Origin of the sequence: Burkholderia sp. AU45251 (assembly GCF_030482905.1) — a bacterium.
Lineage (GTDB): Bacteria > Pseudomonadota > Gammaproteobacteria > Burkholderiales > Burkholderiaceae > Burkholderia > Burkholderia aenigmatica.
In genome coordinates, this window is the sequence record NZ_JAUJQH010000004.1 from 360,958 (window position 1) to 377,403 (window position 16,446).

The 16,446-nt window shown below is 67.5% G+C and carries 13 protein-coding genes; 5 read left to right on the plus strand and 8 right to left on the minus strand.

Going from position 1 to position 16,446, the window contains the following annotated elements; genetic code table 11:
* Window positions 1-37 precede the first annotated feature (37 nt).
* Entirely contained in the window at window positions 38-436 is a 399-nt protein-coding gene (locus QZM67_RS13235) for a hypothetical protein (protein WP_301803697.1), read from the plus strand.
* A 16-nt stretch (window positions 437-452) separates the two neighbouring features.
* On the opposite strand, the gene QZM67_RS13240 is transcribed toward QZM67_RS13235, so the two are convergent.
* Window positions 453-1,487: a YhcG family protein gene (locus tag QZM67_RS13240; RefSeq protein ID WP_301803700.1), complete on the minus strand. Its 1,035-nt coding sequence runs from the start codon at window positions 1,485-1,487 to the stop codon at window positions 453-455.
* A gap of 976 nt (window positions 1,488-2,463) precedes the next feature.
* Between QZM67_RS13240 and msrB the strand changes: the two genes are divergently transcribed.
* The 4 genes from msrB to QZM67_RS13260 all read left to right on the plus strand — a co-directional run bounded on the left by msrB (window position 2,464) and on the right by QZM67_RS13260 (window position 7,058).
* Window positions 2,464-2,994: a peptide-methionine (R)-S-oxide reductase MsrB gene (msrB, locus tag QZM67_RS13245; protein ID WP_122950303.1), complete on the plus strand. Its 531-nt coding sequence runs from the start codon at window positions 2,464-2,466 to the stop codon at window positions 2,992-2,994.
* A gap of 36 nt (window positions 2,995-3,030) precedes the next feature.
* Entirely contained in the window at window positions 3,031-4,902 is a 1,872-nt protein-coding gene (locus QZM67_RS13250; RefSeq protein ID WP_301803702.1) for a cytochrome c biogenesis protein DipZ, read from the plus strand.
* Between the two features lie 57 nt (window positions 4,903-4,959).
* Window positions 4,960-5,703: a peptide-methionine (S)-S-oxide reductase MsrA gene (gene msrA / locus QZM67_RS13255; protein WP_301803704.1), complete on the plus strand. Its 744-nt coding sequence runs from the start codon at window positions 4,960-4,962 to the stop codon at window positions 5,701-5,703.
* Between the two features lie 239 nt (window positions 5,704-5,942).
* Window positions 5,943-7,058, plus strand: a complete 1,116-nt coding sequence (locus tag QZM67_RS13260; protein WP_301803705.1) for an aromatic ring-hydroxylating dioxygenase subunit alpha — start codon at window positions 5,943-5,945, stop codon at window positions 7,056-7,058.
* A 34-nt stretch (window positions 7,059-7,092) separates the two neighbouring features.
* On the opposite strand, the gene QZM67_RS13265 is transcribed toward QZM67_RS13260, so the two are convergent.
* The 7 genes from QZM67_RS13265 to QZM67_RS13295 form a co-directional block, all read right to left on the minus strand.
* Window positions 7,093-7,482 (minus strand): cytidine deaminase, encoded by a 390-nt coding sequence (locus QZM67_RS13265; RefSeq protein WP_235996241.1) that lies wholly within the window; start codon window positions 7,480-7,482, stop codon window positions 7,093-7,095.
* Window positions 7,483-7,590: 108 nt separating this feature from the next.
* Window positions 7,591-8,907, minus strand: coding sequence for a thymidine phosphorylase (gene deoA / locus QZM67_RS13270; RefSeq protein WP_301803708.1), 1,317 nt, complete (start codon window positions 8,905-8,907; stop codon window positions 7,591-7,593).
* Between the two features lie 39 nt (window positions 8,908-8,946).
* Window positions 8,947-10,221 carry a NupC/NupG family nucleoside CNT transporter gene (locus tag QZM67_RS13275; protein WP_175025405.1) on the minus strand — a complete coding sequence of 425 codons (1,275 nt, stop codon included), beginning with the start codon at window positions 10,219-10,221 and terminating at the stop codon, window positions 8,947-8,949.
* Window positions 10,222-10,576: 355 nt separating this feature from the next.
* The gene (hydA, locus tag QZM67_RS13280) at window positions 10,577-12,034 is read right to left on the minus strand and encodes a dihydropyrimidinase (protein ID WP_175025404.1); all 1,458 of its coding nucleotides are present in this window, start codon (window positions 12,032-12,034) and stop codon (window positions 10,577-10,579) included.
* 52 nt (window positions 12,035-12,086) lie between these two features.
* Window positions 12,087-13,595: an NCS1 family nucleobase:cation symporter-1 gene (locus QZM67_RS13285; RefSeq protein ID WP_301803716.1), complete on the minus strand. Its 1,509-nt coding sequence runs from the start codon at window positions 13,593-13,595 to the stop codon at window positions 12,087-12,089.
* Window positions 13,596-13,697: 102 nt separating this feature from the next.
* Window positions 13,698-15,017, minus strand: coding sequence for an NAD-dependent dihydropyrimidine dehydrogenase subunit PreA (preA, locus tag QZM67_RS13290; protein WP_175025402.1), 1,320 nt, complete (start codon window positions 15,015-15,017; stop codon window positions 13,698-13,700).
* A 64-nt stretch (window positions 15,018-15,081) separates the two neighbouring features.
* Window positions 15,082-16,419: an NAD(P)-dependent oxidoreductase gene (locus QZM67_RS13295; protein WP_301803718.1), complete on the minus strand. Its 1,338-nt coding sequence runs from the start codon at window positions 16,417-16,419 to the stop codon at window positions 15,082-15,084.
* Window positions 16,420-16,446: the final 27 nt, after the last annotated feature.

A 16,446-nucleotide genomic window follows, 5' to 3' on the forward strand; every position in this document is an offset into this window, starting at 1 on the left:
GCACACACTCTGCCGCATATTTGCAGCAAGCACTGACATGACAGAATCCGAATACCTCACTGCGGTGGATGGCGCAGTTGCCCGCTGGCTGCTCGATCGCAAAGGCGAACCTCTCGCGGCAAAAGCCTTTACGCAGGCGGAGTCTGCCCAATGCCACGCGAACGCGGATGCCTACGTTATCCAGCACGGAGGTCAGGTCGTACGCGGGTTCCTCATGCTGCATCCCGACGAATGGACCGTAGTCTGGGTTATGCCGCACTCCGTCGTCAGGACAGCGGCAGGTTTAGTCGATGTCACGCTGAAGAGCGCGGAACTCCGCGGCTTGGCGTTCTTTTCCATCGAAGGCGATCCGGAAAATTTCATGGACTGGGCGAAACGGTATCCCCAGGAAAGTCGCTCGATAGTGCAATCTCACGAGCCCAGACATTCGTTCTGATGATGTCGGCCTGTCATCACGACTCCTGCTTTTCGTCGAGCCGTGCCCGTGCCGCCGCGATTGATTGGTGCAGCTTCGCCTGCAGGGTCTCGCGTGGCGGGAGCACCGTGAGGTACTCTGCGACGTGGATCCCGCTTTTGCCAAGTTCAAGCAATTCGATCTGCTCTTGCTTTTTTCCCGCACACAAGATGATGCCGATCGGCGGCGCTTCATCCGGTTCCTGCTCGTGCTTCGCGAGCCAGCGCAAGTACAACTCCATCTGACTCTTGTACTCAGCCTTGAAGGAACCGAGCTTCAGTTCGATCGCGACAAGGCGTTTGAGCTTGCGGTTGTAGAACAGCAGATCAAGATAGAAGTCGTCGTCGTCGATCGGCAGCCGCTTCTGGCGCGCGACGAATGTAAAGCCGGCGCCGAGCTCCAAGAGAAACTGTTCCATCTCGCGCAGAATCGCATCTTCGAGATCGCGCTCGAGGTAGTGATCGTTGAGGCCGAGAAAGTCGAGGATGTACGGATCTTTCAGCACGAGATCGGGCGTCATCTGCTGCGCGTCACGCAGGTGCGCCACTTCGCGCCGGATCACTTCGTCGGGCTGGCGCGATAGCGCGCTGCGCTCGAACAACATCGACTGCATCCGCTCCTGCAACTGCCGCGACGACCAGCGCTCCAGGCGACAGAGTTCAATGTAGAAGTCGCGCTTGAGCGGGTCTTCGACGTACATCAACATCTTCAGATGGGTCCAGCTCAATTCTCTCCGCAGTGCGGAGAGAATTGACTCGTCCGAAAACACCTCCGCCGCGCGGATGCAGTGGCGCAATTGCTGCTCGCTCCATCCCCGGCCGTATTCGGCTCTCAGTTGCCGGGCGAGCGCAGGGAGGATCTGTTGTCCATAGCCCGCGCGCTCACCGCCCAGCACATCATCTCGAATGCGACAACCAACCTGCCAATAAAGTAGGGTCAGTTCAGCATTGACGGCCGCCGCCGCTCGGGCGCGCGCCGAATCAATCATGCGGCGGATGTCGGTCAATAGGGATGCGGGGACGAGTTCGGTCATCTGGTCTTGAATGGAGGACTCGGCGGGCCGGCGCGCGCCAATAGGGGCCACGTTACCGGAATCTCAGCCACGGCGGAACCCTGCTGGGCGCTCCCCAATTCTCTCCGCACCGCGGAGAGAATTCAGCCCCCCGGCCCGCCGAGGCCCTGCCCTGCCACCAAGCAAAATATGGGCGCTCGCAATTGAGCTTCAGCACCGCCTGAGACGAAGTCGCCTCGCCAACAGCCCCGCCCGGATCGAAGAACCTCCAGGCCCGCGTGTGACGCAATGGCAAATGAACCCGCCCACCGGCACGTCGTCGCCCGCGCCAGAAATACAGGGGCGCCGAAACGGTGATGGCACCGCTTTTCGCCCGCCACGGTGGGAGCGCGCAATTCCCTGGGGTGAGTGCCGCGCTCCCGGAGTCTTCGCCTATGCCCCGAAATGAAGGGCAACATAGCCCTTACTATGTTCCCCTTCATTCCGCCGGATCCTGCCTCGAAATGGACCACTTCGGCGGAGCGCATCGCGCCCCTCTTTCACTACCCAACCGCGCACGTCCTAACTCGCCCCCTGAAGTTTCTACGAAAAAAACTGTCAAACTTCCGCGTCCACACGCGCACCACACGTCGGTCGCGCTAGCTTGCAAACTCATCCGTCAATCAACGCGCATCACACGCTCGGCGTGATGCGCGACCGCAGTCAAACAACGCTCGTGTCCCTGTCCGATTCGACCGGCAAGCCAAAGTCCGGATTCGCCGCGCCTCTCGACGAACACTAAAAAGACACTAAAAATCGCGGCGCGAACAGGTGCTCGGTAAACATCGGCGGCTCACCCGCTCGAAGACCCTTGCCAGCCGAAGCTTCGACGGATTCCAGCGCACCTCGACGGAACACCGCAGACATCACAAATCATTTAACTTTCCGTGAGGACTTCGACACCCGCCGCTGACTACGATGGGCGCATGTTTTCGGTACCTGCCGCCAGGAGCCCATCATGCCCACCCGCAGACATCTGCTGTTCGCCGGCGCCACCGGCCTCGCCGTGCTCGCGACCCTGTCGTCCGTCGGCCGCCGCGCGCTGGTCGGCCGCGCGTTCGCCGCGCCGCCGGCCACCCCGCAGACGGCCGCCCCGTTTGAGGTCACCCTCAGCGACGCCGAATGGCATCGTCGGCTCACGCCCGCCCAGTACACGATCCTGCGCGAAGCCGGCACCGAGCGGCCCTACACCAGCCCGCTGAACGACGAGCACCGGCAAGGCACGTTCGCGTGCGCCGGCTGCAACCTCGCGCTGTTCTCGTCGGCCACCAAGTTCGACAGCCATACGGGCTGGCCGAGCTTCTGGAAGCCGCTCGACCACGCGGTCGCCACCACCACCGATGCGTCGTTCGGGATGATCCGCACCGAAGTGCACTGCCGCCGCTGCGGCGGCCATCTCGGCCACGTGTTCGACGACGGCCCGCAGCCGACCGGCCTGCGCTACTGCATGAACGGCCTCGCACTCGCCTTCCACCCGGCGGCCGCCTGATCCGGCCCCCACTCCCGACCGACTGGAGACCGCACCATGCTGCTCATCGTCCTTGCCTACCTCGGCGGCGTGCTCACGATCCTGAGCCCGTGCATCCTGCCCGTGCTGCCGTTCGTGTTCGCGCGCGCCGACCAGCCATTCGTACGCACCGGCCTGCCGCTGCTCGCCGGCATGGCGCTCACGTTCGCCGTCGTCGCGACGCTCGCCGCCGTCGGCGGCGGTTGGGTCGCGCAGGCCAATCAGGCCGGCCGCTGGGTCGCCATCGTGCTGCTCGCGGTATTCGGCCTGACCCTGCTGATGCCGCGCCTCGCCGAACACCTGACGCGCCCGCTCGTCGCCGCCGGCAACCGGCTCACCGGCTTCGCGCAACGCGACGGCCGCCCCGCCGGCCCCGCGTCGTCGCTGCTGCTCGGCGTGGCGACCGGCCTGCTGTGGGCACCGTGCGCGGGCCCGATTCTCGGGCTCGTGCTGACCGGCGCCGCATTGCGCGGTGCCAGCGTCGGCACGACGCTGCTGCTGGTCGCGTATGCGGCCGGCGCGGCGACGTCGCTCGGCGTCGCGCTCGTGATCGGCGGCAAGGTGTTCGCCGCGATGAAGCGCTCGCTCGGCGCCGGCGAATGGATCAAGCGCGGGATCGGCGTAGCGCTGCTGGCCGGCGTCGGCGCGATCGCGCTCGGCCTCGATACGGGCGCGCTCGCCCAACTGTCCACCGTCACGACGGGCGGGCTCGAGACGAAACTCGTCGACCGGCTCGGCGGGCGGTCGAACGGCGCACCGGCGGCGATGGCCGCGACGGGCAACCCGGCGAACAACTCGGCGAATGGCGCCGCGAACGGTTCAGGTGGCGCGATGATGGCCGCGACAGCCGATGCCGCGCAGGCCGGCGGCGCGATGATGCGCGCGGTGGACGCGACGCATGCGCCGGCCGCGCTGCCCGTCGAAGGCAAGCTGCCGTCGCTCGACGGTGCGGTGCAGTGGCTGAACTCGCCGCCGCTGACGGCGGCCGGCCTGCGTGGCAAGGTCGTGCTGGTCGATTTCTGGACCTACTCGTGCATCAACTGCCTGCGCACGCTGCCGTACACGACCGCATGGGCGCGCAAGTACGCGCCTTACGGGCTCGTCGTAATCGGCGTGCACGCTCCGGAGTTCGCGTTCGAGCGCGACATCGGCAACGTGAAGAAGGCCGTGCACGACCTCGGCATCGACTACCCGGTCGCGATCGACAACGGTTACTCGATCTGGCGCGCGTTCGGCAACGAATACTGGCCCGCGCACTACTTCATCGACGCGCAAGGGCGCATCCGCCATCACCACTTCGGCGAAGGCGAATACGCACAGTCGGAACGCGCGATCCAGTCGCTGCTCGCGGAAGCCGGTCATCCGGAAGCGCTGAACGTGCCGATCGGGCTGGCCGGGGCGCCCGCGAAGGGCGCGCTCGCGGCAGCCGACAGCGCGGACGTGCGCTCGCCCGAAACCTATGTCGGCTACGCGCGGGCCGAGAGCTTCACGTCGCCGGGCGGCGCCGTGCGCGATGCGGCACACCGCTACGACGCGCCGGCCCGGCCGGACCTCAACGACTGGGGCCTCGCGGGCACCTGGAATGTCGGCGCCGAGCGTGCGTCGCTCACCGCCCCCGACGGCCGGATCGTCTACCGCTTCCACGCCCGCGACCTGCACCTCGTGCTCGGCCCGGGCGCAAACGGCCAGCCCGTGCGCTTTCGCGTGACGCTCGACGGCGCGGCGCCCGGTGCCGCGCACGGCGCCGACGTCGACGCGCAGGGCTACGGCACCGTCACCGGGCAGCGCCTGTACCAGTTGGTCCGGCAACCCGGCGCGATCGCCGACCGCACGTTCGCGATCGAGTTTCTCGATCCCGGTGTCGATGCGTATGCATTCACTTTCGGTTGATCGCGTGCGCCGCCACCCGGCCGCCGTGTTCCCCGCCCCATTCAACAGGAGCAAAAGATGATCCCGATCTCCCCACGCGGTTCCGCGCCGCAACGGCGCACGGCGATGCTGCGCCGCATCGGCGCCATCGCCGTCGCGGCCGCTGCCGTGTTCGGCTACCAGCGCATCGTCCATTCCGCCGAGCCGATGCGCACCGTGCCCGCGCCGACGCTCGACGAAACGCCCGGCGCATCGCACGACGAGACGGCCGTGCTCGCCGGCGGCTGCTTCTGGGGCGTGCAAGGCGTGTTCGAGCACGTGAAGGGTGTGAAGCAGGTCACGGCCGGCTATGCGGGCGGCGCGTCCGAAACCGCGCACTACGCGCTCGTCGGCTCGGGGCTGACCGGGCACGCGGAATCGGTTCGCATCGTCTACGACCCGACCCGGATCACGTACGGCCGGCTGCTGCAGGTGTTCTTCTCGGTCGCGCACGATCCGACCGAGCTCAACCGGCAGGGCCCCGACGAAGGGTCGCAATACCGGTCGGCGATCTTCCCGACCACCGCGCAGCAGCGCGCGGTCGCGACCGCCTACATCGCGCAGCTCGGCACCGCGCACGTGTTTCCGGCGCCCGTCGTCACGCGCGTCGAGGACTACAAAGGGTTCTACCCGGCCGAGGCCTATCACCAGAACTACCTCGAACTGCATCCCGACGCGCCGTACATCGCGTACAACGACATGCCGAAGATCGCCGGGCTGAAGCAATACTTCCCGGCGCTGTACCGCACCGACGCGGTACTGTGGCGCGATGCGCGCTCGTGACCGTCACGCGGCCGCGTGACGGGGTGACGCCCGCCGCGCGGCCGAGGCCCGTACGGCCACGCACGGCCACCCAGCGCCGCCTTCGGCCCGGGTTGCGCTGCATCAACGAACCCGCGGCTGCCGTGCCGGGGCAAACCCGCATCGCGTCCGCCGCGACAGGCAACTTCGCGTAGACTTCTCCAGATCCCCGCCGCGTCATGCGGCGCCCGGAATCCCAGTCCAGCCTGGAGACGTCACGCATGCGTGCAGTGCCCTTCCCCGACAGCGGCACCCTTGGAGAACCCTCTTCCGGCGCGGCCGTGCGCGACCTGCGCCGCGTGCCGATTCATCCCGATCACTGGTACCCGCTCGCGTGGTCGCGCGAGCTGAAACGCGGCAAGACGCTCGGCGTGCGCTTCGCCGGCGATCCGATCGTGCTCGTGCGCACCGAATCCGGCGCCGTGTACGCGCTCGAGGATCGTTGCGCGCACCGCCAGGTGCCACTGCACGCGGGCGTCGTGAGCGGCGAGACGCTGCGCTGCTGCTATCACGGCTGGACCTACGCGTGCGACAGCGGCCGCTGCGTCGACGTGCCGTACCTCGGCCGCGAGCGCCTGCCCAACGGCGTGCGCGCCTATCCGTGCCGCGAAGCGCACGGGCTGATCTTCGTGTTCCCGGGCGACGCGACGCTCGCCGACTCGCAGCCGTTCCCCGCGCTCGATTCGGCGGACAACCCCGCATACAAGACGCGCCGCTTCGGCCGCGAGGTCAAGTGCCACTACTCGTTCATGCACGAGAACCTGATGGACATGAACCATCAGTTCCTGCACCGCAAGCAGATGGGGCAGATGCGCGCGCGCGCGCTCGGCCGCCGGCGCGGCGACGACTGGGTCGAGGTCGACTACACATTCGCACGGCTGGAAGGCAAGCAGCCGGTCGGCGAGGCGCTCGTGTTCGGCGCCAGCAAGAAGACGGCCGAGCAGTCCGACAAGAGCGTGATGACGGTGCGCACCGGCTATCCGTACCAGACGCTGCAGATCCGCTCGACCGAAGGCACGCTCGTCATGGACCTGTGGATCGTCTACGTGCCGCTCGACGCCGAACAGCGCACCAACCGCACGTTCGGCGTGCTGTCGATCCACAAGCCCGGCATCCCGTTCGCACTCGATCTCGCGTGGCCGCTGCTCGTCTGGTTCACCGAGCGCATCTTCCGCGAGGATCGCTGGATCGTCGAGCGCGAGCAGGAAGCGCACGATCGCCAGGGTGCCGACTGGAACCACGAGGTGTTTCCGGTCATCAACGAGTTGCGCGACCTGCTGCGCCAGTGCGGCGCACGCACGGTAATCCCGATCCGCGACGCGCGCGACGGCGCGTGATGCGTGCGGCGCGTGACGTGAGGCACGCGCGCCGTTACAACCGGAACGCGCCCGGCAGCAATGCGTGGGCCGTCGTGACCTCGACGGCCCCTTTCAGGTTGGCCAGGATCACTTCGATGTCGGGCGTGCCGATCTCGATCATCACCTGACGGCACGCGCCACACGGCGCGATCGGGCCATCCGTGTCGCCGACGACCGCGAGCCGCGTGAAATCCCCCGGACGATAACCGGCGGCGATGGCCGAAAACATCGCCGTGCGCTCCGCGCAGTTGCAGAGCCCGTAGGACGCGTTCTCGACATTGCAGCCATGAAAAATCGTCCCGTCGCGCGCCTGCAGCGCCGCGCCGACCTTGAAGCGCGAATACGGCGCATACGCGCGTTCGCGCGCCGCCTTCGCCGCTTCGATCAGTTCGTGTCGTTCCATCTCGTCATGTCTCCGATTGTGTGCCGGGATGGTTCGGCGCAGCCGCATCCCGGCCGTCACGATACGCCCGTGACGCGAAGCGATCCCTGTGTCTGCCCCGGCGCTCGGTCAGCCGATCCGCTGATAGAGGGTTGGCGGCGCGTCACCCGTCTCGCCCAGCACGTAGCTGCGCTGGATAGCGTCCACCGCGTGTGCCGCGGCAGCGGCATCGCGGGCATGCACGTAACCGAGCGGCTGGCCGGCTTCGACACGTTGCCCGATCTCCGCGAGCGCCGTCAGGCCGACGCGGTAGTCGATCGCATCCGCCGCGCGCGTGCGGCCACCGCCGAGCGCGACGACCGCCAGCCCGAGCGCGCGGCAATCGACCCGCTGCACCACGCCGCTCGCGCACGACGGAACCGGTACGATCACGTCCGCCCGCGCAAGATGACGCGCGGGCGCATCGAGCAGGTCCGCGGGGCCGCCGAGCGCCGCGACCATGCGCGCGAAGCGTTCCGCCGCCGCGCCCGAATCGAGCACGTGCTGCAACTTCGCGCGCGCTTCCGCGACATCGCGTGCCAGCCCGCCGGTGACGAGCAACTCTGCGGAAAGCGCCATCGTGACATCATGCAGGCGCGCCGGTCGCGACTTGCCCGTCAGGTAGTCGATCGCGCACGCCACTTCGAGCGCGTTGCCGGCGCACGGTGCGAGCGACTGGTTCATGTCGGTGAGGATCGCGGTCGTCTTCATGCCGGCGCCGTTGCCGACGTCGACGATGCTGCGGGCCAGTTCCGCCGACTGCTCTGCAGTCGGCATGAATGCGCCGGAGCCGACCTTGACGTCCATCACGAGCCCGTCGAGTCCGGCCGCGAGTTTCTTCGACAAGATCGACGCGGTGATCATCGCGACCGACTCGACGGTCGCCGTCACGTCGCGAATCGCGTAGATGCGCATGTCGGCCGGCGCCAGCCGCGCGGTCTGCCCGATGATCGCGACGCCGACGTCGCGCACCGTGCGGCGAAACGCGTCCGTATCGGGCGTCACGTCGTAGCCGGGTATCGCGCTCAGCTTGTCGAGCGTGCCGCCGGTATGGCCGAGCCCCCGCCCCGAGATCATCGGCACGTAGCCGCCGCACGCGGCCACCATCGGCCCGAGCATCAGCGACACGACATCGCCGACGCCGCCGGTCGAATGCTTGTCGATCACCGGCCCGTCGAGATCAAGCGCGCGCCAGTCGAGCACGTCGCCCGAGTCGCGCTGCGCGAGCGTCAGCGCGACGCGCTCGTCGGTGCTCAGGTCGTTGAAGAACACGGCCATCGCAAACGCGGCCACCTGGCCCTCGGTCACGCTGCCGTCGGTCACGCCGCGGACGAACGCGGCAATCCCGTCACGATCGAGCGGCTGCCCGTCGCGCTTCCGGCGAATGAATTCCTGCGGTAAAAACATCGTTGCCTCTCCTCGGTCGGTCGGAGTCTGCTGCGCGGTTCAATGCAGCGAGAAGAACAGGCCGGCGATCGCGGCGCTCATCAGGTTCGACAGCGTCGCGGCCGTCAGCGCGCGCAGGCCGTGCCGCGCGACTTCCGAGCGGCGCTCGGGCGCGACCGCGCTGAAGCCGCCCGCGAGAATCGCGATCGACGAGAAATTCGCGAAGCCGCACAGCGCGAACGACACGATCGCGAGCGTCTTCGGGTCGAGCACCTGCAGGCCGGCCGCCGCGACGTGCGCGCCGCCCTTCAGGTACGGCGACAGGTCGCCATACGCGACGAACTCGTTGAAGATCAGTTTCTCGCCGATGAAGTTGCCGGCCAGCGTCGCGTCGTGCCACGGCACGCCGATGATCCACGCGAGCGGCGCGAACAGGTGGCCGATGATACCGACCAGCGTGATCTGCGGAAAGCCCGCGAACGCGGCCACGCCGCCGACGATGAGGTTCATCAGCGCGATGAGCCCCACGAACGCGATCAGCATCGCGCCGACGTTGATCGCGATCCGCAGCCCGACCGACGCACCGGACGCCGCCGCCTCGATCACGTTGGCGGCCCGCTTGTCGTCGAAGTCGAGCCCGTCGACCACGACGCGGCTCGGCTCGACCGTCGGATACAGCAGCTTGCCGAACAGCAGCCCGCCGGGTACCGCCATGAACGACGCGGCGAGCAGGTATTCCATCCTCACGCCGAGGCCGGCGTAGCCGACCAGCACCGAACCTGCGACCGACGCCATGCCGCTTGCCATCACCGTGAAGATCTCGGCACTCGTCATGTTCCGCACGAACGGCTTCACGAGCGCGGGCATCTCGCTTTGCCCGAGAAAGATCGTCGCCACCGCCGAGCACGCCTCGATGCGGCTCACGCCGAGCAATTTCGACAGCGCCGCACCAAGAATCGCAACGATCCACTTCATTACGCCGATGTAGTACAACACCGCGATCAGCGCGGTCACGAAGATGATCATCGGCAGCACGCGCAGGCCGAAGACAAACCCGCCGTCGCCGAACAGCTGGAACATCCGGCTGTCGACCAGCCCGCCGAACACGAACGCGATGCCGTGATTGCCCATGTCGAGCACGCGATTGACGCCGCTTGCGGCCGCCGCCAGCACCGCGCGCCCCGACGGCACGAACAGCACCAGCGCGCCGATCGCAAGCTGGGTGCACAGCGCGGCGATCATGGTCCGGCCGCTCACCGCGCGCCGGTTGTTCGACAGCAGATAGGCGACCAGCAGCAGGAACAGCATACCCAGGAGACTGCGCAGAATATCCACCTCGTACTCCTTGCTCTCGATGTTGTTGGACTGTTCGGCGGGCGGCCCGGCCCGGCACGCCTGCGCAACGCCGTCGGTGGATATTACTCGCCGGCATGCATGCCGACAACGCAAACAAAATGGCCGCGTTTGCGCGGCGTCGCGTGTTGTGTCGACTTGCTCAGTTCTTCTATGTACCGGGAGACCGGCAAGACGAGATCACGCTCGATTCGTCCCAGATATTGAGAGAATTGACGGGATGCGGAGAGGAAGCAGGTTCGGGCCGGAGCGGTGCCGGCCCGAATGGAAAAGCAGGTTCAAATTCAAATGCAGGGCGTGACGTTCGCACCGACACGCCCCGCGCGAGATGCGCCGTTCAGCCGGCGCGCTCGACCGGATGCGGTTCGCGCAGCCGGTTCGCGATCCGCGCGGCCTCGTAGTAACTGGCCGCGGGCGGGCGCTTCAGATAGCGGCCCGCGCCGCGCACGGCGCGCAAATCGCCGTCGGCCCACGCGAGCGCGCCGCGCGTCAGCGTGTGGGTCGCGACGCCCCGCACCGTCATGCCCTCGAACACGTTGAAGTCGACCTGCTGGTGATGGGTCTTCACCGAGATCGTCTTCGTCGCGGCCGGATCCCACACGACGAGGTCGGCATCGGCGCCCACCTGCACGGCGCCCTTGCGCGGATACAGGTTGAAGATCTGCGCGGCGTTCGTCGACGTGATCCGCACGAACTCGTTCGGCGTGATGCGGCCGTGATTCACGCCGTGATGCCACAGCACCGACATGCGATCCTCGACCCCGCCGCAGCCGTTCGGGATCTTTGTGAAATCGTCGCGCCCCATCGCCTTCTGCGATGCGCAGAACACGCAGTGGTCGGTCGCCGTCGTATGCAATTGCCCCGCCTGCAGCCCCCGCCACAGCGCCTCGCGATGCTCGGCCGAGCGGAACGGCGGGCTCATCACGTGCGCGGCCGCGCGCGTCCAGTCCGGATCGCGATAGACGGCCTCGTCGATCACCAGATGGCCCGGCAGCACTTCGCCGAACACGCGCAGCCCTTCGCTGCGCGCACGCGCGATCGCATCGACCGCATCCTTCGCGGAGACATGCACGATATACACGGGCACGCCGAGCACCTGCGCGATGCGGATCGCGCGGTTCGCCGCCTCGCCCTCGACCTCCGGCGGCCGCGACAGTGGATGTGCCTCCGGCCCCGTCATCCCGCGCGCGAGCAGCGCCTTCTGCAGCTGGAACACGAGCTCGCCGTTTTCCGCGTGCACGGTCGGCAGCGCGCCGAGCTCGAGCGAACGCGAGAAGCTGTTCACGAGCACCTCGTCGTCGGCCATGATCGCGTTCTTGTACGCCATGAAGTGCTTGAAGCTCGACACGCCATGCTCGCGCACGAGCGTGCCCATGTCGCGGTGCACGCTGTCGTCCCACCACGTCACGGCCACGTGGAAGCCGTAGTCGGCCGCCGCCTTCTCGGCCCAGCCGCGCCATGCGTGGAACGCGTCCATCAGCGGCTGCTTCGGGCTCGGGATCACGAAGTCGATGATGCTCGTCGTGCCGCCCGCGAGCCCGGCGGCCGTCCCCGAGTAGAAATCGTCGCTCGCGGTCGTGCCCATGAACGGCAGTTCCATGTGCGTATGCGGATCGATGCCGCCCGGCATCACGTACTGGTCGTGCGCATCGACGACGGTTGCGCCGGCCGGCGCGTCGATCTGCTCGGCGATCTGCAGGATCGTGCCGCCGTCCTCCGGGGCTGCGCAGAGCACGTCCGCGCGATAGGAGCGGTCCGCATCGACCACGGTGCCGCCGCGAATCAGGATTGCCATTGGGTTGCCTCCTCGTTGACTGTCGGGTGCCGCATCAAGCGCATCGCGTGCGTCATGCGCTCGCGATCTGCGCGTGCTGTCCGGCGCGCCACTTCATCCAGGTGCCGTACACGCATGACGCCAGCACGAGGCCGACGAACCACGCGTACGTATAAAGCGTGTTGAAGAACGCCGGCACGTTCGGAAACGATGCCGGAAAGGCCGTGTGCAGGAAGCCAGGCAGGTTCGGCAGCACGCCGATCGCGAGCGCGGCCAGCGCAGCCGGATTCCAGCCGCGCGCGTAGCTGAAGCCGCCGCGCTCGTCGAACAGCGCGCGCGTGTCGAGCCGCGTGCCGCGAATCAGGAAGTAATCGACCATCAGGATCCCTGCCACGGGCCCGAGCAGCGCCGAATAGCCGACGAGCCAGGTGAAGATGTAGCCGTCCGTCGTCGCGAGGATCTTCCACGGCATCATCACGATCGCGATCGTCGCGGTGATCATCCCGCCCGTGCGATACGAGATCGCCTTCGGCCACAGGCTCGAGAAGTCATAGGCCGGGCCGACGAGATTCGCGGCGAGGTTGCAGCACATCGTATCGAGCGTGAGGATCACGAGCGCGATGCCCACGCCGATGCCCGTCATCCGGCTCGTCAGGTCGATCGGGTCCCAGATCGCGTTGCCGTAGATCACGACGGTCGCCGACGTCACGACGACCGATACCACCGACAGCAACGCCATCGGCAACGGCAGCCCGATCGACTGCCCGATCACCTGGTCGCGCTGCGAATGCGCGAAGCGCGTGAAGTCGGGAATGTTCAGCGCGAGCGTCGCCCAGAAGCCGACCATCGCGGTCAGGCCCGGCCAGAAGGTCGCCCAGAACAGCCCGGCCTTCTTGCCGCCCGCCGCGAACTGCGACGGCGCCGCAAGCATCGTGCCGAAGCCGCCCGCCTTCGACGTTGCCCACCACACCAGCGCCACGCACATCACCACCTTGATCGGCGCGGACCAGCTTTCGAGCCAGCGGATCGAATCGGTGCCGTGCCAAATGAAGTAGAGCTGCAGCGCCCAGAACACCAGGAAGCACGCGAGCTGCCCGACCCCGATGCCGACGATCGGCAACGCCGCGCCGTGCAGCGCGTTGCCGGTCAGGATGTTCAGCAGCGTATAGATCGCACTGCCGCCGAGCCAGGTCTGGATCCCGTACCAGCCGCATGCGACGATCGCCCGCAATAGCGCCGGCAGCTTCGCGCCCTGCGTGCCGAACGACGCGCGCACAAGCACCGCGTACGGAATTCCGTGCTTCGCGCCTGCATGGCCGATCAGCAGCATCGGCACGAGCACGATCAGGTTGCCGAGCAACACGGTCATCACGGCCTGCCACGGCGACATGCCTTCCTGGATCAGCCCGGCCGCGAGCATGTACGACGCGATGTTCATCACCATCCCGACCCATAGCGCCGCGAAGTGATACCACTTCCACGTGCGTTGCGCCGGCGTCGTCGGCGCGAGGTCGTCGTTGTACAGGCTGCCGCCCGGCGCCGCGGCGCTGTCGGGATCGGCGGGATTCGCTGCGTGATTCATCTAGCGCACTCCACGAGAAACGTCAGCGCCGGCATCATCCGATGCCGGCCCCGGTGGAACGAAAAACGGCGGCGCAGGATGTCCCGCGCCACCGGACGCCGGTCAGGCAGCCTTCTTCGCGTGCTTCTCGGGTGCCGCCGCCGCGCCTGCACTCGCACCCGCCTCCGCGCTCGCCGGATTGTTCGGATGCGTGGTCCAGTTCGCATAGTCGCCCGAATCGACGCGCTCCATCGTGATGCATTGCTCGACCGGACACACATGCATGCAAAGATTGCACCCGACGCATTCCGAATCGACCACTTCGAAGTGGCGCACACCGTCCTTCGTCGCCGTGATCGCCTGGTGCGACGTGTCCTCGCATGCGATATGGCACAGCCCGCACTGGATGCAGCGGTCCTGATCGATGCGCGCCTTGATGTCGTACTTCAGGTTCAGGTATTTCCAGTCGGTCACGTTCGGCACCGCGCGGCCGCGGATGTCGTCGAGCGTCGCGTAGCCCTTCTCGTCCATCCAGTTCGATAGCCCGTCGGCCAGATCCGACACGATCCGGAAGCCGTAATGCATCGCCGCGGTGCACACCTGCACGCTGCCTGCGCCGAGCACCATGAACTCGGCCGCGTCGCGCCAGTTCGAGATGCCGCCGATGCCCGAGATCGGCAGGTTCGGCGTTTCCGGGTCACGCGCGATCTCCGCGACCATGTTCAACGCGATCGGCTTGACCGCCGGGCCGCAATAGCCGCCGTGCGTGCCCTTGCCGTCCACGGTCGGCATCGGCGCCATGTGGTCGAGATCGACCGCGACGATCGAGTTGATCGTGTTGATCAGCGACACGCCGTCCGCGCCGCCCTTGTACGCGGCGCGCGACCCCATCCGGATGTCGCTGATGTTCGGCGTGAGCTTCACGAGGCAAGGCAGCTTCGTGCCCTCCTTCACCCAGCGCGTGACCATCTCCACATATTCGGGTACCTGCCCGACCGCCGCGCCCATTCCACGCTCGCTCATCCCGTGCGGGCAGCCGAAGTTCAGTTCGACCGCGTCGGCACCCGTATCCTCGACGAGCGGCAGGATCCATTTCCAGTCGCGTTCGTTGCACGGCACCATCAGCGACACGATCAGCGCGCGGTCCGGCCAGTCGCGCTTCACCTGCGCGATCTCTCTCAGGTTCACGTCGAGCGGACGGTCGGTAATCAGCTCGATGTTGTTCAGCCCCGCGATGCGCTGACCGTTCCACTGCACCGCACCGTAGCGCGAACTGACGTTGACGACGTGCGGATCGAGCCCGAGCGTCTTCCAGACGACGCCGCCCCAGCCCGCCTCGAACGCGCGGTTCACGTTGTAGGCCTTGTCGGTCGGCGGCGCGGAGGCAAGCCAGAAGGGATTCGGCGAAGTGATGCCCGCGATGGTGCAGCGAAGGTCGGCCATGTTCGGCTCCGTGAGAGTGGGGTCGTGTTCGTTGTGCTCGTAGTGCTCGTGGTGCGTGATGCGGTCACGCAGCCTTCGCGTCGCGTTCCGCGAGCGCCGCGTCGATCGACGCAGCCGCGCGCTTGCCGTCCTGCACGGCCTGCACCGTGAGGTCGACACCGCCCGTCGCCGCGCAGTCGCCGCCGGCCCACACATCGGGCCAGGCGGTGCGCCCGTCCGCGTCCACCGCGATGCGCGCGCCGTCCGCCGTCAGCAACGCGGCGTCGACGCCGTCGGGCGTCAACGTCTGGCCGATCGCCTTCAGCACCATGTCCGCGTCCACGATGAAACGCTCGCCCGATACCGCCTCGAACTCGACACCCGTCACCTGCCCGTCCGCACCCGCCATGCGCACCGGTTTCGCGTACGTGACGAGTGTGACGCCGCTTTTCTGCGCAAACTCGCGCTCGGCCCACGTCGCGCTCATCGCATCCACCCCGCGCCGGTACACCATCGTCACGCGCTCGGCGCCGAGCTTGCGGCTCTGTACCGCCGCATCGATGGCCGTATTGCCGCCGCCGATCACGACCACGCGCCGCCCGACCGGCACGTTCTCCAGCGCATCGGCCTGCCGCACCTGCTCGATGAAGTCGACCGCGTTCATCACACCGGCCAGTTGCTCGCCGTCGATCGAAAGCGCACGCACGCCGCCGAGGCCCATCGCGAGAAACACCGCATCGTGCTGCTCGCGCAGCGCGTCGAGCGTCATGTCGCGGCCAAGCGCGACGCCGGTTTTCAGCGTGATGCCGCCCACCGACAGCAGCCACTCGACCTCACGCTGCGCGAAATCGTCGACGGTCTTGTACGCGGCGATCCCGTATTCGTTGAGGCCGCCGGCCTTCGGGCGCGCGTCGAACAGCGTGACGCGGTGCCCGGCGAGCGCGAGCCGGTGCGCGCACGCGAGCCCGGCCGGGCCCGCGCCGATCACTGCGACATGGCGGCCCGTGTCGGGCGCGCGCGTGAAGCGCACCGCGCCGGTCTCCATTGCCCAGTCGGTCGCATGCCGCTGCAGCGCGCCGATCGCAACGGGCTGCGCATCCTGATGGTTGCGCACGCATGCGCCTTCGCACAGGATCTCGGTCGGACACACGCGAGCGCACATCCCGCCGAGCGGATTCGCCGACAGGATGTCGGTGGCGGCGCCCTTCAGGTTGCCGTTGCCGATCTTGCGGATGAAGCTCGGGATGTCGATCTGCGTCGGGCAGGCCTGCACGCACGGCGCGTCGTAGCAGTAGTGGCAGCGGCTGGCAGCGGCCGCTGCGGCAGTCGGATCGAGCAGCGGCGCGATATCGGTGAATTCGCACGAGAGTTGCGTGGACGACAGGCGATGCGCGGCGATATCGCCGGTTGGCTGGGTGCTCATACGCGTTCCTTCGACTGGGTGGAGACA